Source organism: Actinomycetaceae bacterium MB13-C1-2, from assembly GCA_035621235.1.
GTDB lineage: Bacteria > Actinomycetota > Actinomycetes > Actinomycetales > Actinomycetaceae > Scrofimicrobium.
Genome location: CP141731.1, coordinates 738,992 through 758,914 on the forward strand (window position 1 = coordinate 738,992; position 19,923 = coordinate 758,914).

Here is a 19,923-nt window from a genome sequence, read left to right on the forward strand (position 1 = left end):
GACGGATCGCCGTGATGATCGAGAACTTTCCGACCAACGAAGGTCGCCTCACCCTCCCAATCGAAACCGGGATGGACGACCAGATCAAAGCACTGATGCAGCGCCTCAAGGTTGACGCGGTCCGCAACTCTGACGGTACTGATCTCCCGGACTGGATCAATGAAGGCCTAGCAAAGGTCTACTCCACCTACTTCCCCTCACGCGGGGACGAGGAGTGGGCCGTCAGCGTGCCCGAGCAACGGGTTCGTCAGTTCCTTATGTCGGCACCGCATACCGCGACCTCCACCGAGCCCTTGAACTTCAACGTCATGGAAGGGTACCTGCCCGCCCAGTTCACCCCGGACACCAACGCCGATCGCAACCTCTACTGGCAGGTCATCGACCGCACCACTGGTGAGACTCTCCCGTCCGAAGCGTGGTCTCTTGAGGAAGCCCCCGCCCTCCCCATGAAAAGCCGCGCCGATAAGGTCGGGGCCTACCCTGATGACGCGGCTTCTGCCATTGTCACCATCCAGCGTCCAGAACCTTTCCACGTCTATACCGCTGACTTCCTCGCCAAGCAGGTATGGGACAGTACCCAGATCTACAACTACCTAACAAACGACTGGGCAAGTGACCCGGGTCGGCTCAAGGACCGCACGTACGACGTTGCTTACTCCGAAACCTGGGATCACGTTCGTGAAGCATTGAAACTCTGGCTCAAATCTCATCCCGAGGTTGATGTCGTCCGCTTCACCACTTTCTTCTACCACTTCACTCTTGCCTTCGATGACAACGCGCTAGAAAAGTACGTGGACTGGTTCGGCTACTCCGCCGCCGTCTCCATCCCTGCGCTTGAGGACTTCGCCGCCGAGTATGGCTATCACATGACGCCGGAAGATTTCGTTGACTCCGGCCACTACAACACTCCGCTTCGGGTCCCCACTGAGAAGTTCAAGTCCTGGATCGACTTCACCGCCCGGCGCGTCGCTACCCAGGCCACCGAACTTGTCCAAATCACCCACGACGCCGGCCGCGAAGCAATCATGTTCCTCGGCGACAACTGGATCGGGACAGAGCCGTACGGGCCGTACTTCCCCAGCATTGGCCTGGACGCAGTCGTAGGGTCGGTTGGCTCCGCCGCCACCTGCCGGATGATCTCCGACGTCCCCGGGGTCAAGTACACCGAAGGTCGCTTTCTTCCTTACTTCTTCCCAGACGTCTTCAATCCGGAGGGCGACCCGGTCGGGGAGGCCGTCACCTCTTGGACCCAGGCTCGCCGCGCCATCGTCCGTAAACCACTGGATCGCATTGGCTACGGGGGCTATCTTTCCCTCGCCATGCAGTTTCCAGAGTTCATTGACCAGATGGAAGCAATCGCTGACGAGTTCCGCTCCATTCACGACAACTCCGCAGGTGAGCTACCCGCCAACGCCCGTCCCGTTATTGCCATTTTGAACTCCTGGGGCAAACTCCGCACCTGGCAGACCTACATGGTTGCTCACGCGCTCTGGTATAAGCAGATTTACAGCTATCTCGGCGTTGTCGAGTCCCTGGCCGGACTGCCCCTTGATGTTCGTTTTATTTCGTTCGAGGAGGTGGTCACCAGTGACGGGGCCGTTTTGGACGAGGTGGACGTGCTCATCAACGCTGGCGCCCGCGACACCGCTTTCTCGGGCGGGCGTGAGTGGGACAGCCCACGCCTCCAAGCCCTGATTCGCACCTTTGTCTGGAACGGTGGCGGCTTCATTGGGGTCGGGGGACCAACCGCCCGCACCACCGACGAAGGTTCAATCTTCGCTCTTGAGGATGTGCTCGGTTTGGACATGGAGATCGCCTGGACGCTTTCCCACACTCGACACTTTGAGGCGACCGACAAGCCGCACTTCATTACTGCCGACCTCACTGAGTCGATGGACACCGGCGAAGATCCCGGCGACATCGTGGCGACCGGAGCCGGCGTGCAGATCCTCGAACTGCGTGAGGGTTCCGTGAAGCTTGCCGTGAACCAGTACGGCGACGGTCGCGCGGTATACGTGGCGGGCCTTCCGTACTCGGCACAGAACGCGCGCCTCCTCTTTCGCTCCTGCCTCTGGGCGGCGAATGCAGAGGACGAACTCGATGCGGTCCTGATCACCGACAATCCCGAGGTTGAGGTCGCCTGGTACCCGGGCGTGAACCGCGCCTTCGTGTACAACAACGCGAACACGACCCAGCACGCCGTAGTACGGGGAGCACAGAAGGCAACCCGTAGCGTCAACATCGAGATAGAGCTACCCGCAAACGATAGTAAGTGGCTAGATCTCTAGCGCCCTGCGTCGCAAATTCGTTTCCTAGATCGCGCCGCGCGTCAACGTATCACAAGGCAAGCGGACGAAGGCTATAGAGGGGAAACCAAACGAAAGCCCCTCCGAGAGGTGCTCCCCCGTGTGCGAGACAGGGAACGAAGTTTCAATGCGGGACACTAGCCCTCGGGTCATTCCCAACGAAGATGGTATGAGAGACTCACAGGGTTCGAGAAGTTGGAGGTCACGCCGTGAGCAACGTTCCACCCAATCCCTATATGCCCGAGGACAACCCGGCAGATAATCCTTACCGCCCTCCTAGTGAGGACAGTTACTCGCACCCTCTGACCGATCCGACCTCTCCTGCAGCCCCAGATACGACGGGTGCTAAGAATCCCTGGGCGCCGGATCAACCCCGACAAAACGCTGATACAGGCTCGGCGTATGCGCCCTCATACTCGACAGGCCAGCCACCGACTGCGGGACCTTCGTATTCGGCCTATCAAAACGGCGCTCCTGCTGCCGCCTACCAGTCTCCATACGTGCCAGCCAATTTTTCCAATAACAGGGCCAGTAAGAACAGCAAGACTGCCATCGTCGTCATAATCGTGGCTGTAATTGCAGGAATCGTTGGGTTGTTCATTATGGCTGCCCTGTTGTTTTCTCCATCAACTGACTCCTCCAGACCGGATCCAACCCAGGTTGATCCTAATCGCGGATCGAGTCAGACCAAGCAACCGAGCACAACCTCGTCCAACTCCGCGAGCGGAACCCGTGACAACCCAAATGCCATCGGCTCCGAGTTGGTCAGCTCGGACTGGACCATCATCGTCACCGGTGTCGATATGAACGCGACCGACTACCTGATCTCTGAAGACTCGTACCTTGAGGAAGAGCTGGGATCAGGCATGAAGTACATTCTGGTAGATCTAACCGCTACCTATACAGGCGAAGAAACCGGGTTGTCCTACGAAGTCATAACTGACTTCGTCAGTTCCAAGGGACAGGTCTACAACGAGGCCTACGCCTACTTTCCTGATCGTTGGGGTGACATCGCCGAGGTGTATCCGGGCGGAGAACTGAGCGGCCGAGTGGCGCTTGCTATCCCAGAAGACGAGGCTGGGGTCATCCGAATAACCCCCGGATACTCCTACGATGTAGAACCATTTTTTGTGGCAACGGAGTAGCTATCTCCCGGTTGCGTATTTTGGTGTCAGGAGGAGACCGTCCACTTCGCACCAGTCAAATCCGCAGATCGGAGTACGTCACGGCTCGTGTTCATTTCCCATGCATAAACCAGGGAATAGTCCAGATCGCGGCAACGCGGTAGTCGTTTCCCGTTGCATACCTAGGAGTGCTGTGAGGAGCTTGGCCTATGCGCTTCGAGACACGGCTCTAGCGAGAGTGGGGGTTCAAATCTGCACGGGGTTCTCGGAACTTCGCCAGGGTTGAAGTCGGCGAGTAGTTCCTCTGCCGTGGACGCCTCCGGGTTAATCGACTGGGCAAGGGCAAGAAGAACCTCCTCCGTCGAGAATCCTGCTTCCCATAGTTCCCGCAATGTGACTGCCCCGTCGCGCTTGGCCAGTCGCACCCCAGTAGGTCCCAGAACGAGGGGGACGTGCACATAGTTTGGTTGCCATCCCCCGAGTTGCTGCGCCAAGTACGCCTGGGTCGGAGCGGACTCAAGTAGATCGTCTCCCCGGACAACCTGATCCACGCCCATCGCGAGGTCGTCCACGACGACTGCCAAGTTGTATGCGAATGCTCCGTCGCCTCGCTGCAAGACAACGCTCTCAACCAGCCCGGTGTACTCACCGTGAAGCTCATCAAGGATGGTCCAAGCCATCCCTGTACGCCCCGCCCCTGGCTCTCCCCTTCTGGTTTGCCAATCAGATAGGGGCGATTTCGCCGTGTTTTTGCGGCGTGTCGTCGCCCTATCTGATTGGAGATTGGAGGGAGATCCGGGGTGCCACACCGAAAGGAGCTCTGAGTCGGGATTCCGACGAGGAAGAAGACGTAAGGCCGGCCTCAGTCCTCGCGAGGCCATTTCGGAACGCCTTAGCTCCCTCTCCTTCTCCGAAAGTAAGTAGCAGGTTCCGGGATACGCCGACGGCGGAGTGTGGGCTGCGGAAGCGGCCTCGCGGATATCCTTCCGCGAGCAGAAGCACTCGAACACCTGACCTTGGCGAGTGAGCGTGGCGAGGGCATCCTCGTACAAATCCGTGCGCTCACTCTGGGTAACTATCGGACCATCCCAGTCGATGCCGATAGCACGCAGGTCGTCGATCTGAGATTGCGGGTCGCGGGCGCGTCCGCGGTCCAGGTCCTCAAGACGGAGGTAAAAGTCACGGTTAGTCGATCGCGCCCAAAGCCACGCGAGTAGCGCCGTCCGCAAATTGCCCAGGTGTAAGTCACCTGTCGGGGAAGGGGCATATCGTCCGGCACTCACGAAGAAAGACTACGTCCCCAACCAGCGATGACGCGATGTCGCCTCGAAGTGCACGGTCGAGGAAGAACCGGAGACGCTCCTCAATGTGTCGGTTTGGTTACGTTATGCTCAAAGCCGTCCCGATAGTGGATGCGGAAATGGTGCGTTTAGCCAGAATCGCTAAACTACCCGTTGGAGAGAACCATCAGTAGCAGCTGAGAGACCTGGCTCGTTGAAACTGCAGTAACCGGCATCAGCAAGGCCCCTCTGGAAAGAGTAGTCGCCGAGTCGGCCAGGGAACGATGGAGGAGATTTGATCGACCTGCAGGATGTCCGCAAGGTCTACCCGATTGCGGGCGGTAGCCCCGTGGTAGCCCTTGACGACGTGACCCTGCATGTCGAAGCCGGATCAATCCATGGAATAGTCGGTCAGTCTGGTGCTGGAAAGTCGACCCTAATCCGCTGCCTTACCGCCCTTGAACAACCGACCTCTGGAACCATCACTGTTGATGGAATTGACCTAACCGCGCTGAGCGGGGCCGGTTTGCGCGAGGCTCGCCGAAACATTGGAATGGTCTTCCAAAAACCGAATCTACTTGAGTCCCGCACCGCTGCGGCGAACATCGAATACCCGATGCAACTGGCGAGCAAAAAGGACCGCGCTGGCGAACGGGCCAAGGAACTCCTGGAGTTGGTAGGTCTCGGAGACCGGGGTGATTCCTATCCAACCCAGCTCTCAGGCGGCCAACAACAGCGAGTCGGCATCGCCCGTGCAATGGCGACAAACCCACCGGTACTCCTTTGTGACGAGCCGACTTCGGCGCTCGATGCCGGTTCGACCCGCCAGATCATGACTTTACTTGAGCAACTTCGTGACAAGTTCGGTGTGACCGTCGTGGTGATTACACACGAGATGGGCGTGGTCCGCGATATCTGCGACTCGGTCACCTTGTTGCAACATGGCGAGGTCGTACAAACTGGCGCTCTGGAGACCATCCTTGCTGAGGTGGATTCACAGTTAGCCGAGGAACTCGTTCCTCGCCCCAACGTTGAAGGCGTGGAACTCGGCCCGGCACAAACTCTCCTGGATGCAAGTTTCACCTCATCTCCGGGAGTCCCAACGGGAGCTGCCGTCCTGAATTTAGTTGCGTCGGTTGGTGCCGACGTCGCCGCGGGACGGTTTGAGTCAATCGGTAAACAGCAGGTCGGACGACTGGCGCTCGCAGTGCCCAGTTATCACGCTCGCGCTATCGCCGGACAGCTAATGAAGTCCGGCGTCCGGGTTAGGGAGTGGAAATGATATTCACTGACCTAGCGCTTCGAGTCGCGACGCATCCGACCATTGTCGCGTTCGCCTCAAACCCTGACGAGCAGTGGTTTAGCAACCCCGTAATTCAAAAGAAGTTCTGGCCCGCAGTTGGTGAAACTCTGGGCATGGTTGGGATCTCTACTCTGGTCACCGTACTCCTTGGGCTTCCTCTCGGCCTACTCCTAGCATCTTCCGCACAGGACGGCATCAAACCGAGACGCACTCTGAACCAGGTGAGCGGGGCAATTGTCAACGTGTTCCGGTCGTTCCCCTTCATGATCTTGATGATTGCGCTGATTCCATTCACTCGACTAATCATGGGTTCGGCACTCGGTTGGAAGGCGATGGTAGTTCCCCTAGTCGTCGGTGCGGTTCCGTTCTTTGCGCGGCTGGTTGAAACGAACGTCAGCTCCGTGGAGCCCGGAAAGATCGAGGCCGCACAGATGATGGGGGCATCGAACACCCAAATTGAATGGGGTGTCCAAGTACGTGAGTCGTTGCCCGGAATCGTTCAATCGATAACCTTGCTTTTTATTACCCTAATCGGGTACTCAGCCATGGCCGGTGCGATCGGTGGCGGGGGCCTGGGGGCACTGGCTATCAACTACGGATACAACCAGTGGATGAATGACGTAATGATCATAACCGTCATCGCAATCATGCTGATTGTCCAAGTCGCACAGATGATGGGCGACATGACCAGCCGGCTGGTGAATCACCGCTAAGGCAACACCAGTCGGCAGCGAAAAAGAAGCCTTAGCTTCCATAGGTCCAAGGGCAAGAGCCCACCTGTAAAGACTTTGATCAAGTGTCCAGATCGGACACAAAAACCATTAGGAGTAAACCATGCGTGCAGTACGCAAAATCGCGGCAGCATCCGTCGTAGCGGCCTTCGCCCTAGCCGGCTGCTCTAGCGGAGGAAACACCACGGAATCCACCGAAGAAACAACTGAGAGTGGCGCCGCCCAAACAGAGAGCGGGGCTGACCTAACAACGGTGGTCGTCGGCGCTTCTCCCTCTCCTCACGGGAAGATCCTCCAATTCGTGCAGGACAACCTCGCAGCTGACAACGGACTGAACATCGAGATCGTCGAGTACACCGACTACGTGGAGCCCAACAAGGCGCTTGCGGCCGGGCAGCTTGATGCCAACTGGTTCCAGCACATCCCCTATCTTGAGGAACACACCGCTCAGGAAGGGTGGACCTTCGAGCACGGCGAGGGCACTCACCTAGAGCCTCTCGGCCTGTTTTCCGAGAAGTATGATGCGGTCTCAGAAAAGACCGAGGGCGCTTCAATCGGCATTATCAACGATCCGACCAATCAGGCTCGCGCTCTGAAGCTTTTGGCAGACGAGGGGTTCGTTGAGCTTCCCGCTTCCGGCGATGTTAATGCCGCGACAGTGACCCTATTGAACGGCACCAAGCTAGTTGAGGTCGATGGGCCCGCCCTGGTCCGCAACCTGCAAGATCTCGACTTTGCCGTAATCAATGGCAACTTTGCTCAGGAGGGTGGCTTGACTCTGGATCAGGCTGTTGCCCTTGAAAGCACCGAAGGCAACCCATACGTGAACGTTGTCGCGTGGCTTCCCGGTTCGGACAATGAAGAGGCAGTCAAGAAGCTTGATGCGCTACTTCACTCAGCCGAGGTTCAGCAGTACATCGAAGAAACCTGGCCGGACAAGTCGGTAATCCCAGCTAAGTAGTCACCAACCCTCACAGGAATCTCCAATCACAACGGGGTGGGACACGCCGTAAAAACGCAGCGGAAACTCCCCTTTGTGATTGGAGATTCGGGAGGAAGCGTAAAGAAGTGGTAGGTGCCTGATGATCGGGTACCTACCACTTTCGCTTTCTAGCGCGGTATTCCCTCAGACGAGTCTCCAATCCGATAGGGACCGATTCCGCTGATTCTGTCAGCAGGCGGGTTCACATGGCCGTTGCAATGCCTTGATTTGGAGGGATTAGCACGATCGTGAATCGCGGACCCCGACAAGCGATCCCGAGCCAAACCCAGAGTTCGCAAGAACAGGGCCTTTATGCTTCGACCACCGCACCGATGATCGTTGTTCTGTCCGGCGGCAGGTGGAACACGTGCGTGCGATTGGCAGAAATTTTCTCAAGGTAACGAAACAAGCTCCGTTGCCAGTACGGCCACTCTGCCTCATCTGCTCTATTCGGCGGCTCAATTCGAGAGCCTGTCAGATTGTTTGTGTATGGCTTGATCTGAAAGGCTGTGCTGGCGTTGGATACACGAACGATTGATTTGGACGAGATCGATTTGATTGATAAGAACAGTGAGGCAACAAATCGTTTAGCGAAAGAGCTTGAGGATTCTGGGGCTCTGGCTGATTTGTTTGCCCGCATTGATAGCGGTGAAGTGGAACTAACAGGCGATGGCGGTCTCATTCCCGCACTGATCAAGACTGCTTTGGAACGCGGTTTAGAAGCGGAGATGACCTCGCATTTGGGTTACGCTGCGGGCGATCGGGAATCTAAGGAAGCCGTAGGGGCTGCGAACTCAAGGAATGGCTCATACCCTAAGTCAGTTGCCACCGAGGTAGGCCCGATTGAGGTCTCGATACCAAGGGACCGGGATGGTTCTTTCACCCCGCGCCTGGTCCCGAAAGGATCGCGGCGTCTGGGAGGCCTAGATGACATGATCATCAGCCTTTATGCGGGGGGAATGACGATAAGGGAAATCCAGTGGCACCTGAGCCAGACCATTGGCACTGACTTATCCCACGAGACGATCTCGAACATCACTGACGCCGTGTTAGAGGCCGTCCTGGAATGGCAAAAACGGCCCCTGGATGAGTTCTACCCCGTCATGTATCTAGACGCGATCCGCGTGAAAGTCAGGGATGGATCTCATGTGCGTTCTAAAGCCGCTCATATCGCCATTGGCGTTGACATGGACGGTGTCAAACACGTCCTGGGGATCTGGGTTCAAAACAACGAAGGCGCTAGTTTCTGGGCCTCGGTGTGCTCTAATCTGCGTAACCGCGGCGTAGCCGATGTCCTCATTGTTTGTTGTGATGGGCTCACCGGCCTGCCCGAAGCCGTGGAAGCTACCTGGCCTGAAACCATAGTCCAGACCTGCGTGGTGCACCTGATTCGCGCCTCGATGCGGTTCGTGAACTACCAAGACCGTAAAAAGGTCTCCGCAGCGCTTAGACCCATTTACACGGCCGTTGATGCCGACGCCGCGGCCGAAGCACTCAGCGCTTTCGCGAAGAGCGATCTGGGGGCAAAGAACCCCGCGACGGTGAGTACTTGGCAGTCAGCGTGGGACCGGTTCACCCCGTTCCTGGAGTTCCCCCCAGAGCTACGCCGCGTCATTTACACGACCAACGCGATCGAGTCACTGAACTACCAGCTACGCAAAATCAGTAAGAACCGCGGCCAGTTCCCAAACGATGAAGCGGCAGTGAAACTGCTATGGCTTGGGATCTGCAACATCGAAGACAAAAGAGCGGCCGAAAGACAACGAGATAAAGGAAAGAGAGGTAAAGACCGAAAAGCATCAGGAAGACTAATCCAAGGACATGTAACCACCAACTGGAAACAAGCCCTAGCCCAACTCGCAGTCGCCTACCCCGACCGCGTCAACCCCCACATTTACTAACCCCCAAACACAAACTATTTGACAAGCTCCAATTCGATAGACCGAGAGAACGTAGGTAACAGCCTGCGGGCTAAAGTCCAGTTCCTTCGTCCGTCCCACGGCAATCTGAACAGCCTCCTGCACATCCTGCGGATCGTTGAACCCCACGTTGTAAACGATTTGAACGATGCCGTCGCTCTTCCACCCTAGGTCGTGAATCTCTATTCGATCCACATCCGGAACATGGGGGATATCGACATGTTTTACCGTGACAACCACAACGTGTTCATGTAGTACGTGATTGAACTTCACTGATTCCCTGAGCGCCAACGGACAGGTGTCTAAGCCTCCCTGCGGATAGATGGCTACGCCCGGAACGCGCTGGATTTTCTTCTTACGAACCTCTTCCGCAAACGATTGGAGCGATCCCTCCATCTGCCGCCGCTTCGAGAACATAATCTGGGAGCCACGATTCCACGTGAACATTACCGTGGCGATGCACACGGCGATGAGTAGCGGTAGCCACCCGCCTGTGATTATCTTTGGCAAATTCGCCACGAATAAGGCGAGTTCAAGAAGTCCGCTAGCCAACAACATCGCGGTAGTTCTCAGAGCACTCCATTTCCACACGTGCTTTGCATACATGAGGAACAAAGTCAGTTCAAGCAGAAACGTTCCCGTTACGGCTATGCCGTAGGCCGAGGCGAGTGCATCCGATGATCCGAACTGCGTGACCAAGATGAACACCACGATGTAGATGACGAGGTTTACAAGGGGTATGTAGATGCGTCCGCCGTTCGATGGAGAGGTCTGGACAATCCTCAGCCGCGGCAAGAACGACAGGCGAACTGCCTGCCTGACAATCGAGAACGCACCTGTAATGACCGCCTGAGAAGCGATGATCGTTGCTGCTGTCGCGAGGATTACGAGGGGAAAGACCGCCCCACTTGGAACCATGTTGAAGAGCGGATTCGCTATGGCTTCAGGACGTTCCATTAGCAGAGCACCCTGCCCCAAGTAATTGATCACCAACGCTGGAAAGACTAGGAACAACCACGCCATTGCTATTGGTCTGCGTCCAAAATGCCCAAGATCCGCGTAAAGCGCCTCGGCTCCCGTAACCGCGAGGACCGATGCTCCAAGCGCCAGAAATGCCATCCACGGGTGCAAGATAATGAATGAGACCGCATAGGTTGGACTGAGGGCCAGCAGGACCTCAGGGTTGCGCACGATCCATGAGACACCCATGATTGCCAACACCACGAACCAGACAACCATCACCGGACCAAACACGGCGCCAAGGCCACCGGTTCCCCGGCGCTGCACGGCGAATAGCACGGTAAGCAAAACAAGCGAAACGGGAACAATCCACTGCTCGAAGCCAGGACTAATAACCCGTAGTCCCTCAGCTGCCGACATTACTGAGATCGCCGGAGTAATCATTGAGTCACCAAGAAAGAGCGATGCTCCAAGAATCGAAACCGCAACGACTACGGGAGTGTAGCGCCAGTTGCGACCCATCTTGCTCCGCATCATCGCTGCGAGTGAGAGTATCCCGCCCTCCCCGTGGTTGTCAGCTCGAAGGATGGTTCCAACGTAAGTCAACGTGACAATAATGATCAGGCACCACGTGATCATGGAGATAATGCCAAACAGAGAATCTTGGCTGAACTCGTGATCGCCGTTCGACCCGATGGCGACGCGAAGTGTGTACAGGGGGCTGGTGCCGATATCGCCAAAGACGACTCCGATTGCACCCACAATCAGCGGAAGTACGGCCGCCGTGTGCCCCTTGACCGATGAAGTGGGTCCATCGATCTCAAGTGAGGACGTGTAAGTCACGGAGATAATCCTGCCACTGCGTTGGCTGGACGCAATGGCCGAATGTGGACACTGCATCACAGCCGCATACCGACCGGGCAATCAGCCGATTGGGGATACGGGCGAGGATGGCGACCTCTTCGATGCTCTCGCAAAGAAACACAATCACAACGGGGACCAGTCACGCCAAATCTGTGAGTCATTTTCTGTCTGACTAGTAACCGAGAGGAATTAGGCCGGTGAGTACGGACGCAAGTTCTCGGGGCGGATGTGCCAAGTATTGGCGCATCCGCCCCGACTGCAGCCAATAAATGCTGCAGCCCAGCCGAGACTCCAGGCCCGTTACACAGAACCTCGACAGGTTTCTTTGGGTTAGCTAGCCTCCAGGACGTCTCTGAGATACGTCGAGATTCCATCTACATCGAGCGAGTTTTGAGCTAGGAGGTCAGCATATGTACTGGATGGTTGATTCTTCTGGGAGACGGAGAGTCCGCTCCATCTAGCAACCCCGACTCCAGCGACAAGCTCCGCCGTTCTTGTCCCCAATCCTCCAAAGGCATAGTGTTCCTCGACGGACACGACCCGACCGGTCTTGATAGCCGATTCCAGCACTATATCCCGGTCAAACGGAGAAACAGTTGGCATATGAATCAGGTCAATACTCGCACCCTCTTCTATCAGAAGAGCAACCGCAGAGCGCACGTAGTTGGTCGTGTATCCGGTTGTGACAACAGTGAGGTCGTTGCCCGACGTGATGCGTCGCCCCCTACCGATCACGAATTCGTTCTCATTACCGAAGTCAGGAATCTTTTCCGCACCGATACGCATGTAAACTGGCCCGTCCCACTTCAGCATTGCGGCGCATGCGGCACGTAGCTCTCCCGCATCTGCCGGTGCCAAGATCACGACTCCGGGAATAGAACCGATGAGTGCATAGTCCTCAAGTGAATGGTGGGTCGACCCAAGTTCGGAGTATGTAAAGCCGCCATTACGCCCGACAATCTTCACGTTCTGGTGCATGTATCCGACATCGTTGCGGAAAAACTCAAAGTTCCGGCTCGTTACAAAAGGAGCAATAGCGCAGAGCACCGGTGTTAATCCCGTGGTTGCAAGCCCTGCGCAGACTCCTGTCGCCGCTTGCTCTGCGATACCAACCTCGAAATACCTGTCGGGTTGCGCTGATGCAAAGCTCTGAAAACCGGAACTCTTCCCTGAATCAGTTGACACGACGACGAGCGCCGGGAATCGCTCGGCTAGCTCCGATATCTCCTTTCCAAAGGTGCTTCGGGGATCAACGTACTGGGGTGGACAATCTAGTTTCATACCAGTTCTGCCTCATCCGCCAGTTGTCCTAAGAGTTCGCTCAACTCTTCCTGCAGATGCTCTCTCGCTATTGCGATCTCGTCTCTTGTCGGCTTCCAGTAGTGCGATGCAACCTTGTTTTCAATCAACTTGATTCCTCTGCCCTTGACGGTTTTCATGAGGATAACGCTCGGAGCCATCTCCGCTTGAGCGGTAGTCAGGGCCGCGGTCAATTCCTCATGATTGTGTCCGTTGACGCTACATACATTCCAACCAAAGGCTTCGAACTTAGCGGCTATTGGTTCCATGGACATGACGTCGCAGGTCAGGCCACTTATCTGCAGGCCGTTCACATCGACAAGTGCAGTTAGGGCACTTAGGTTGTAGTGGGAGGCAATGGCTGCTGCCTCCCAGTTCGATCCCTCGGGCAGTTCCCCATCTCCGAGTAGGACGTAGACTCCTAAGTTGTCACCACGAAGGCGTGCGCCCAGTGCCATTCCCACGGCCAGCGGGAGCCCGTGGCCTAATGCGCCCGTGTTGCCTTCAATCCCAGGTAGCTTGGCCATGTCTGGGTGGCCCCCGAGGCGGGTTCCTACGCCTCCATACTGATCGAGTAAATCTTCTGAGAAGAAGCCTCGTTCCGCCAGAACCGCATATTGTGCCAAAGCCTTGTGGCCGGCTGATAGTAGAAAGCGATCCCTATCAGCTTTGAATGGCTCTGCAGGGTCGACGTTCAAGATAGTCCCGTAGAGAACGGAGATCGCGTCGATGCACGACAAAGCGCCGCCCACATGTCCCGCAGGGTTTGCCTCAAGCATCCTTAAGATATTGAGCCGCGCGCGCGTGGCGGTGACCCTAGTCGTGAGAGATTCTTCTTCCGCGCCGATTTTTTCGGTCTTAGACGAGTTCATCTTGCGGCAAACTCCAGACCGCGCAGAGCCTTAACTTTCTCTCTCGAACGGTTAGATTCCGCATATTCTTCACTCAGGTAGGTGGTGACAAGTTCCTTTGCCAATTCAATACCAGTCACTTGAGCTCCGAGAGCGATCACATTGGCATTGTTCGAAAGCTGAGCCCTTCGTGCCTGATACGTATCCGTGATCAGAGCACAGAAGGCACCGGGAATCTTGTTTGCTGCAATTGAGACACCAATGCCTGTTCCACAAATCACGATCCCACGGTCTGCCGATCCAGATGCAACTGTTTGGGCAACACTTGCAGCAACATGCGCATAAAGCGGATCCTCAGAGCCCAAATCCTGAACCTCGTGCCCAAGCGCGAGCACATGGCTAATGATTGTTGACTTCAGTTCTGCGGCATTAGGATCCGCACCGATGGCAATTTTCATCTTTGAATCGTTCTCTTTGTCGTTGAGTTTCGTTACGGACTCACATATCCGTACTGTTCAGATTGAACCATACCGGTCTAGTCTGCACAAGAACTACAGCTACGCCGAGACTATCTACGACTAGCAATTCGGGGCCTAGACAGCACGCCTATCACTAGTAGTACTTGTAATACCAACATTTTTGGTACCTCAATACCCCCAAATTGACCGTTCTGAACTTCGCAGTGTTACGATAGACTGGTCTAGACCACAAGCGGCCAACCGGCTCCTGAATGGTCCAGCACGAAATCCGGCGTCTCGATGATGAACCCAGGAGCAAAAAGATGACGATGACTGTCCCTGAATATGCAAAGCACCTAGATATGGCTTTGCACGATCCCAGTTGTACGGAAGAACAAATTCGTGCACACGCACGTCGTGCGCGAGAAGCGGGGGTCGCCGCTTGTTACACCAACTCCGTCTGGACTCCGGTGGTTGCTGAAGAACTGGAGGGCTCTGATGTCCTTGTCGGAACTGCTATTTCCTTCCCCTACGGGGCGACTTCCACAGCCATGAAGTTCGCCGAAATTGAGGAGGGCCTAGCTGCGGGTGCAACAACAGTCGACATGGTTGTCAATATTGGTAAGGTGCGAGACGGCGATTGGGACTACGTCAATCGCGAGATCATCGGACTCAAGGAACTGACAGAAGGCAAAGCTCTTTCCAAGTTGATCTTTGAGGTTTGTTACCTCACGGACGAGGAGATCGCAAAGCTTACTCAACTCTGCTGCGACGCAGGCATCAGCTACGTTAAGACTTCCACGGGGTCACAGGCCTTCCCGACGGTGGCGCAGGTGAAGGTGATGCGCAAAAACATCACAAATCCCGACACACTACTGAAGGTCTCAGGTGTTCCTCGGACCTTTACCCTTGAGGCAACCCTCGCCGCGTTCAACGAGATGGGTGTCTCCCTCGTCGGAACTCGCTCCGCTGCGGATCTTGTCGATCAATACGCAGAGTATCTTGAGGAGAAAGGCGAGTAAATGACCAAGAAGTATTTGGTAGGCATCGATGCCGGGACAACTGGCTGCAAAACTGTCATTTTTGATTTCGACGGAAACGCCCTTGGTGAGGACTACCGTGAATACCCTTGCCAGTACCCGCGGGACGGTTGGGTTGAGCAAAGGTACGAAGAGATCATTCCTCCACTTATCGACTCGTGTCTCGCTGCCGTACTTAACTCTGGCGTAAACTCAGAAGAGATTGGAGCGGTGGCATTCTCTTCGCAAGCGCCACTCCTTGCCGCGGTCGGGGAAAACAACGAGCTCTTGGCGAGCTTCATCTCCTGGCAAGACTTGAGGGGCGCACCACTAATCCCGCGAATTCGTGAGGAGTACGGTGCTGAGAAGTACTATGAGGAATCCGGCGACCCCATCGGAACGAACACGGCAGCTCCAAAGTGGCTCTGGCTCAAAGAGAACCGTCCAGAGATTTGGAACAAGACGAAGTGGTTCCTTTCTGAGCAAGAGTTTTTGCTCAAGGAATGGGGAGCTAAGGATTACTGGACTGACCTATCATCGGCGTCTCGGGAAGGAATGCTTGACGTTCACACTCGAGAGTGGTCCAAGGCAATTCACGACCTAGTTGGTATTCCCCTCGAAAAGCGCGCAAAGATTTCTCACGAACCGGGACAGGTCGTCGGAACCATAGACCCGGAGGTGGCCCGTCGTGCCGGGCTTCCAGTGGACACGGCGCTTTGTGTCGGCGCGCATGACCAGAATTGTTGTACCTTCGGAGGCGGGGCTGTTTCTACTGGTGACTGCGTAATGGTCATGGGCACATTCGGCTCTTGTTTTGTTGTCATGGACGAGCCGGCGCTTGATCCGCAGCGCACACTTATTGTGAAGCCTAATCATGGAATGCCAAGCTGGACGATTGAAGCTTTTTCAAACACTTCTGCCTCGTCGTTCCGTTGGTATCGAGACACGTTCTGCCATCTCGAAGTTGCTGCGGCGTCGGTCACTGACGCGAACGCCTACGACATGGTGACGAGCGAAGCTGCGCTTTCTTCTATAGGTGCAAACGGCGTGACTTTTCTGCCTTTCCTGGGTGGAGCTTCAGGGGCGCGACAAAATCCAAATGCGAGAGCAGGCTTCAATGGCATGTCGCTTGCGACTAAAAAGGGCGACATGTCAAGGGCGGTGCTTGAGGGAATTTGCTTCGAGATGAAGGACATCGTAGAGGCCCAGATGGCGGCTGGCATCGAAGTTAACACTGTCCGGCTCGTTGGAGGTGCGGCCAAGTCTCCTTTTTGGTCACAGATGCTTGCGGACATTCTTGGCAAGCCAATCGAGGTCTTAGGAACACGCGAGGCCGGCTGTCTGGGTGCCGCAATGTACGCTGGAGTTGGAATCGGCGCATTCGAATCATGTGAAGCGGCTGCGGATCGAGCCGTCAAGGTAGTAAACCGCTACGAGCCGAATCAAGCAAATAGCGAAGCGTATGGTGAGGCCTTTGGTCGCTTCGTTAAACTCTACGAAAATATCTACTCCTGAATCCGCAAGGCCAAGGCGAAACGCCCGTACCCCAAGAAGTCTGTCCGTGAACACATCGAACTTCTTAGGTACGGGCGTTTTCTTTGGTCTGTTCAGACTGTGTGACTGACGGGGAATCGACCTTGGTGCCCAGGCCGGATAACTCAGGAAGAATGACCGTCTAGTAGCCGCTCCAGAGTTTTCACAGTGACCATGCCACTTTCGAGCGTCACGTCTGAGTCAAGGCCACCGCGAATCTCCGGCGGCTCTTCCAACTCACCCAGATCTGACACGATGAGTGAGGCAAACGGAAACTCCTCTTCCGCCGAAAAAGCGGAGTGCGTTACGAGGTGTGAAAGCCCAGCGTTGTGGGCTGCAGCGGCTCCGGTTGCAGAGTCCTCGATGACTATAGTCGATCGGGGCTCGGCTCCCACCCGCTCCATGGCCATCAGATAGATATCAGGAGCAGGTTTCTTAGCCTTCACCATGTCACCGGCAAAGACAGCATCAATTGACCCAGGAGACAGAACCGCATCGATAACCGCCTGTACAGACTTCACGGCCGAAGTGGACGCAACGGCCACGGTCCAACCTTCTGCCTTTGCCTCGTCAACCAGACGTCGGATTCCGGGTCTGCCGGGTATACATCCACTATCGATTAAATCTATGTACTTCTTCGTTTTGATGGAATGCAGTTCTCTTGTCAGACTATCGAGATCGTACCCATTTATCTTCACAGGATTCGAGTGGAGGTAATGCAAAATACGCTCCTTACCTCCGCCGATTTTGACCAACTCTGCGTACTCGTTCAATGACCAGTGGATGCCTAGACCGAGCTCTTCGAAAGCGTCATTGAAGGCAGGCAAGTGACCGAACGCTTCGGTATCTGCAAGCACCCCGTCGCAGTCAAGCAACAGCGTCTGCACGTTAACCTCTTCCAACGGAGCCAAAAATGGTCGCAAACTCTTCAACGATCCCACTACACGCCGTAGCCTGAGCATCGAAAAGTCCCATCGGCTCCCATTGATCGGTCTCTAGTGCTTCATCCTGAAGATAGGCTAACCCCGCCTTCATGTACGCCTGTTTGAGCGCAGTAGAAACGTTAATCTTTCCGATACCCGCGTCAATAAAGGAGCGGAATTGTGATTCCGTTAGACCGGTTCCTCCGTGAAGCACAATAGGAATTTCGGTTCGGCGCGCTATTTCGGAGGCCCTATCTGGTAGAAGTTTGGGTTTCGAGGTGTAAACACCGTGAGAAGTACCCAACGCAGGAGCCAGCAAATCAACATTGCTCTTCGTGGCTACGCGCAACAGTGTGTCGACAGAGTACGCATGCATCGCTTCGTCTGAGCCCACCCCGTCTTCAACGCCGATGATATTCTCAATCTCGCTCTCCACCTCGACCTCCTCCGCGTGCGCTTCAGCAACAACGGCTTCCGTCTCCGAAAACGCAAGATCTAGATCGCGGTCTGAGGCATCGAACAAAACCGAGTCCCATCCGGCTTCGATGCACTCCGTTATCACGTCGCGATCCGGGCAGTGATCCAGATGCAGCGTTACAGGGGTGATGGCTTCCTCGGTCGCCTCCACAAAAGCCGCAGCGAGCGTTCGAGCACCAAACAGGCGAACTGTCTTGACTGATGTTTGAACAATGAGCGGACTTTGGATACGTTGACCCGCTTCAGTCACGGCCTTAAGAGAGAGGGGATCGACCACGTTAATCGCGGGAACTGCGTACCCTCTACTAATCGCGTCCTTGACCATCCTGACTGTACTGAAGTTTGACATTACAGACCCCTCTGTTTTGCGCGCACACCGGGCACCCGCGGTGCCCGGTACTTCATTATGTAGATTACGCCTGGAATCAATTAGGCTTGGCCGTTCGCGGCACTCATGAATCGACGCTGGTAATTTACGACCTGATTTGTAGACGTGAATCGAGCAAGATAGGCGGGTTCAGCAGTAAGAACAACCCTATCAGCAACATCGGCAAACTCAGGCTCATTGAGCAGACTATCAATGTCCCGATAGTTCCTATCTCCCTCCATTGAGCAAATAATCAGCCTGGTGTCCGGGAGATTCGCATTTCGCAGAGCGCGCAGATTGTGTCGCACTGAGTCGAGGCCATCAAAGTCGTGGGTGTCTGCCGTCAGTGAGCGATCGGCCAAGACCGACTCTGCTTTTCGTAACACCGTAAGCAGATCCTCGCTCTCACCGTCGGCCGGTAAATAGTCATTCGCGACGAAGTAGCGACGCAGTTCCTCTAGGAAGTAGGCGTCGCCCGACGTCTGGTACGCCTTCAGCAATCCGATGATCCGCTCAGATTGCATTTTACGGTGACGGATAAACGAGTTAATAAAGTACGGGCGGGCTTGGAGCGCCATCTGCGTCTGGTAGGGCTCAAACATGAGGGTGAAGTTAACCCGATACCCGTGCTCCTGTAGCTTGAGGGCAATTTGATGGCCGTTGAGCGCATCTTGCGTAGTACCTTGGTCATACCCAACGCGTAACTTCCTGTCGCCTTCGAGAAGTTGATCGTAGTTTTCGGCATTCACTGGACCGGTGTGGGGAACCTTGATAACAACCCTCCACGGCGAGAGTATTTCTCTGAAACGTTCAGCCTCTTCAAGGATCTTGTTGAAATCTTTCTCAAATGGGTTGTTAAGTTCAACAGACACGTCACACCCTGGACCCAAAACGTCGCCGAGAGCAGTGATAACTTCATCTCGAGTCTTGAATTCTCCGCCAACGTTAGCCCTCGGATTGTTGATGAAAAGGTCGTAGATGATCCCCGGGTTGCAGGTGAGGTTCGCGAGGAACGGAGCAATTGGAGCCACTTCGTAGGGATTTGCAGAGTCCGCCGAGTATAGGACCTTCGTGGGACGTAAAGTACCGTTCTTGTCATATGCGATATCGCGCTTCAGGTCGACAACAAGCGTGTCCCCTTCTAACGCAAGTTCACGCCGAAAGCCCGCTGGTGTCCCCTCGGCGGTACCAAAGTAACGAACGACCGCAGAGAGCTCTGCACCAACTTCGAGTTTAGTTGCCTGACGGCGTAGAAGTTCGTAGGTATCCGCCTCGATAGGGGTGGCAAGAACACGCTCAATGTCGTCTACCTGGTCGGATCGCATCTTCAAACCTAGGCCACCCACGTTGAGAGAGAGGTTTGCAGGGGGATTTGCAAAGTCGGTCGGCATTAGTAGCTCCTTCGGTCAGCTGGGTATGAGCATACCGGACTAGACCGGCCTGGACAACTAGAGCCAATTGGGCTTTTCCCCTATGTGTCTAACTAAATGCTCAATCTATAGCTGCAGAAGGTCCCGGTTTCAGCAC

17 protein-coding genes are annotated in these 19,923 nt (G+C 55.5%); 9 read left to right on the forward strand and 8 right to left on the reverse strand.

Features of this window, described 5'->3' with window-relative positions:
* The first annotated feature begins 14 nt into the window (after positions 1-14).
* Both gnpA and U6G28_03280 read left to right on the forward strand, forming a co-directional pair.
* Positions 15-2,288 carry a 1,3-beta-galactosyl-N-acetylhexosamine phosphorylase gene (gene gnpA, locus U6G28_03275; GenBank protein ID WRS31184.1) on the forward strand — a complete coding sequence of 758 codons (2,274 nt, stop codon included), beginning with the start codon at positions 15-17 and terminating at the stop codon, positions 2,286-2,288.
* Positions 2,289-2,515: 227 nt separating this feature from the next.
* Complete coding sequence (locus tag U6G28_03280; protein ID WRS30722.1) at positions 2,516-3,451, forward strand: hypothetical protein; 936 nt, start codon at positions 2,516-2,518, stop codon at positions 3,449-3,451.
* Between the two features lie 161 nt (positions 3,452-3,612).
* Here U6G28_03280 and gluQRS read toward each other — a convergent pair whose 3' ends face one another.
* Positions 3,613-4,713, reverse strand: a complete 1,101-nt coding sequence (gene gluQRS, locus U6G28_03285) for a tRNA glutamyl-Q(34) synthetase GluQRS (protein ID WRS30723.1) — start codon at positions 4,711-4,713, stop codon at positions 3,613-3,615.
* A gap of 292 nt (positions 4,714-5,005) precedes the next feature.
* Here gluQRS and U6G28_03290 point away from each other — a divergent pair, with 292 nt between their 5' ends.
* The 4 genes from U6G28_03290 (at position 5,006) to U6G28_03305 (ending at position 9,627) form a co-directional block, all read left to right on the forward strand.
* Positions 5,006-5,992, forward strand: a complete 987-nt coding sequence (locus U6G28_03290; GenBank protein WRS30724.1) for an ATP-binding cassette domain-containing protein — start codon at positions 5,006-5,008, stop codon at positions 5,990-5,992.
* Positions 5,989-6,726, forward strand: a complete 738-nt coding sequence (locus U6G28_03295) for a methionine ABC transporter permease (GenBank protein WRS30725.1) — start codon at positions 5,989-5,991, stop codon at positions 6,724-6,726. The genes U6G28_03290 and U6G28_03295 overlap by 4 nt, the downstream gene beginning before the upstream one ends.
* Before the next feature lie 121 nt (positions 6,727-6,847).
* Positions 6,848-7,705: a MetQ/NlpA family ABC transporter substrate-binding protein gene (locus tag U6G28_03300; GenBank protein ID WRS30726.1), complete on the forward strand. Its 858-nt coding sequence runs from the start codon at positions 6,848-6,850 to the stop codon at positions 7,703-7,705.
* Positions 7,706-8,274: 569 nt separating this feature from the next.
* Positions 8,275-9,627: an IS256 family transposase gene (locus U6G28_03305; protein ID WRS31185.1), complete on the forward strand. Its 1,353-nt coding sequence runs from the start codon at positions 8,275-8,277 to the stop codon at positions 9,625-9,627.
* On the opposite strand, the gene U6G28_03310 is transcribed toward U6G28_03305, so the two are convergent.
* The 4 genes from U6G28_03310 to U6G28_03325 form a co-directional block, all read right to left on the reverse strand.
* The gene (locus U6G28_03310) at positions 9,574-11,448 is read right to left on the reverse strand and encodes a KUP/HAK/KT family potassium transporter (GenBank protein WRS30727.1); all 1,875 of its coding nucleotides are present in this window, start codon (positions 11,446-11,448) and stop codon (positions 9,574-9,576) included. The two genes, U6G28_03305 and U6G28_03310, sit on opposite strands and share 54 nt — an antisense overlap.
* Positions 11,449-11,799: 351 nt before the next feature.
* Positions 11,800-12,750, reverse strand: coding sequence for a transketolase C-terminal domain-containing protein (locus U6G28_03315; protein ID WRS30728.1), 951 nt, complete (start codon positions 12,748-12,750; stop codon positions 11,800-11,802).
* Complete coding sequence (locus tag U6G28_03320; protein WRS30729.1) at positions 12,747-13,640, reverse strand: transketolase; 894 nt, start codon at positions 13,638-13,640, stop codon at positions 12,747-12,749. The genes U6G28_03315 and U6G28_03320 overlap by 4 nt, the downstream gene beginning before the upstream one ends.
* Entirely contained in the window at positions 13,637-14,077 is a 441-nt protein-coding gene (locus U6G28_03325; GenBank protein ID WRS30730.1) for an RpiB/LacA/LacB family sugar-phosphate isomerase, read from the reverse strand. Before U6G28_03325 ends, U6G28_03320 begins: the two co-directional genes overlap by 4 nt.
* Between U6G28_03325 and U6G28_03330 the strand changes: the two genes are divergently transcribed.
* The 3 genes from U6G28_03330 to U6G28_03340 all read left to right on the forward strand — a co-directional run bounded on the left by U6G28_03330 (position 14,064) and on the right by U6G28_03340 (position 16,611).
* Positions 14,064-14,201: a hypothetical protein gene (locus U6G28_03330; GenBank protein WRS30731.1), complete on the forward strand. Its 138-nt coding sequence runs from the start codon at positions 14,064-14,066 to the stop codon at positions 14,199-14,201. The two genes, U6G28_03325 and U6G28_03330, sit on opposite strands and share 14 nt — an antisense overlap.
* Positions 14,202-14,400: 199 nt before the next feature.
* Positions 14,401-15,099 (forward strand): deoxyribose-phosphate aldolase, encoded by a 699-nt coding sequence (deoC, locus tag U6G28_03335; protein ID WRS30732.1) that lies wholly within the window; start codon positions 14,401-14,403, stop codon positions 15,097-15,099.
* Positions 15,100-16,611, forward strand: coding sequence for an FGGY family carbohydrate kinase (locus tag U6G28_03340; protein ID WRS30733.1), 1,512 nt, complete (start codon positions 15,100-15,102; stop codon positions 16,609-16,611). It begins immediately after the preceding gene.
* A gap of 143 nt (positions 16,612-16,754) precedes the next feature.
* Here the strand turns inward: U6G28_03340 and U6G28_03345 are convergent, their stop codons facing one another.
* From U6G28_03345 to U6G28_03355, 3 genes are all read right to left on the reverse strand, one after another.
* Complete coding sequence (locus U6G28_03345) at positions 16,755-17,540, reverse strand: HAD-IA family hydrolase (GenBank protein WRS30734.1); 786 nt, start codon at positions 17,538-17,540, stop codon at positions 16,755-16,757.
* Positions 17,518-18,378, reverse strand: a complete 861-nt coding sequence (locus U6G28_03350; protein WRS30735.1) for a class II fructose-bisphosphate aldolase — start codon at positions 18,376-18,378, stop codon at positions 17,518-17,520. Before U6G28_03350 ends, U6G28_03345 begins: the two co-directional genes overlap by 23 nt.
* An 80-nt stretch (positions 18,379-18,458) precedes the next feature.
* Positions 18,459-19,787, reverse strand: coding sequence for a transaldolase family protein (locus U6G28_03355; protein ID WRS30736.1), 1,329 nt, complete (start codon positions 19,785-19,787; stop codon positions 18,459-18,461).
* Positions 19,788-19,923 lie beyond the last annotated feature (136 nt).

What these genes read in the sequence shown, in the direction of transcription:
- U6G28_03330 (WRS30731.1), top strand. Translation starts at nt 14,064, where the DNA reads ATGGCAATTTTCATCTTTGAATCGTTCTCTTTGTCGTTGAGTTTCGTT.
- U6G28_03350 (WRS30735.1), bottom strand. Translation starts at nt 18,378, where the DNA reads ATGTCAAACTTCAGTACAGTCAGGATGGTCAAGGACGCGATTAGTAGA.
- U6G28_03315 (WRS30728.1), bottom strand. Translation starts at nt 12,750, where the DNA reads ATGAAACTAGATTGTCCACCCCAGTACGTTGATCCCCGAAGCACCTTT.
- U6G28_03295 (WRS30725.1), top strand. Translation starts at nt 5,989, where the DNA reads ATGATATTCACTGACCTAGCGCTTCGAGTCGCGACGCATCCGACCATT.
- U6G28_03300 (WRS30726.1), top strand. Translation starts at nt 6,848, where the DNA reads ATGCGTGCAGTACGCAAAATCGCGGCAGCATCCGTCGTAGCGGCCTTC.
- gnpA (WRS31184.1), top strand. Translation starts at nt 15, where the DNA reads ATGATCGAGAACTTTCCGACCAACGAAGGTCGCCTCACCCTCCCAATC.
- U6G28_03340 (WRS30733.1), top strand. Translation starts at nt 15,100, where the DNA reads ATGACCAAGAAGTATTTGGTAGGCATCGATGCCGGGACAACTGGCTGC.
- U6G28_03325 (WRS30730.1), bottom strand. Translation starts at nt 14,077, where the DNA reads ATGAAAATTGCCATCGGTGCGGATCCTAATGCCGCAGAACTGAAGTCA.
- deoC (WRS30732.1), top strand. Translation starts at nt 14,401, where the DNA reads ATGACGATGACTGTCCCTGAATATGCAAAGCACCTAGATATGGCTTTG.
- U6G28_03355 (WRS30736.1), bottom strand. Translation starts at nt 19,787, where the DNA reads ATGCCGACCGACTTTGCAAATCCCCCTGCAAACCTCTCTCTCAACGTG.
- U6G28_03320 (WRS30729.1), bottom strand. Translation starts at nt 13,640, where the DNA reads ATGAACTCGTCTAAGACCGAAAAAATCGGCGCGGAAGAAGAATCTCTC.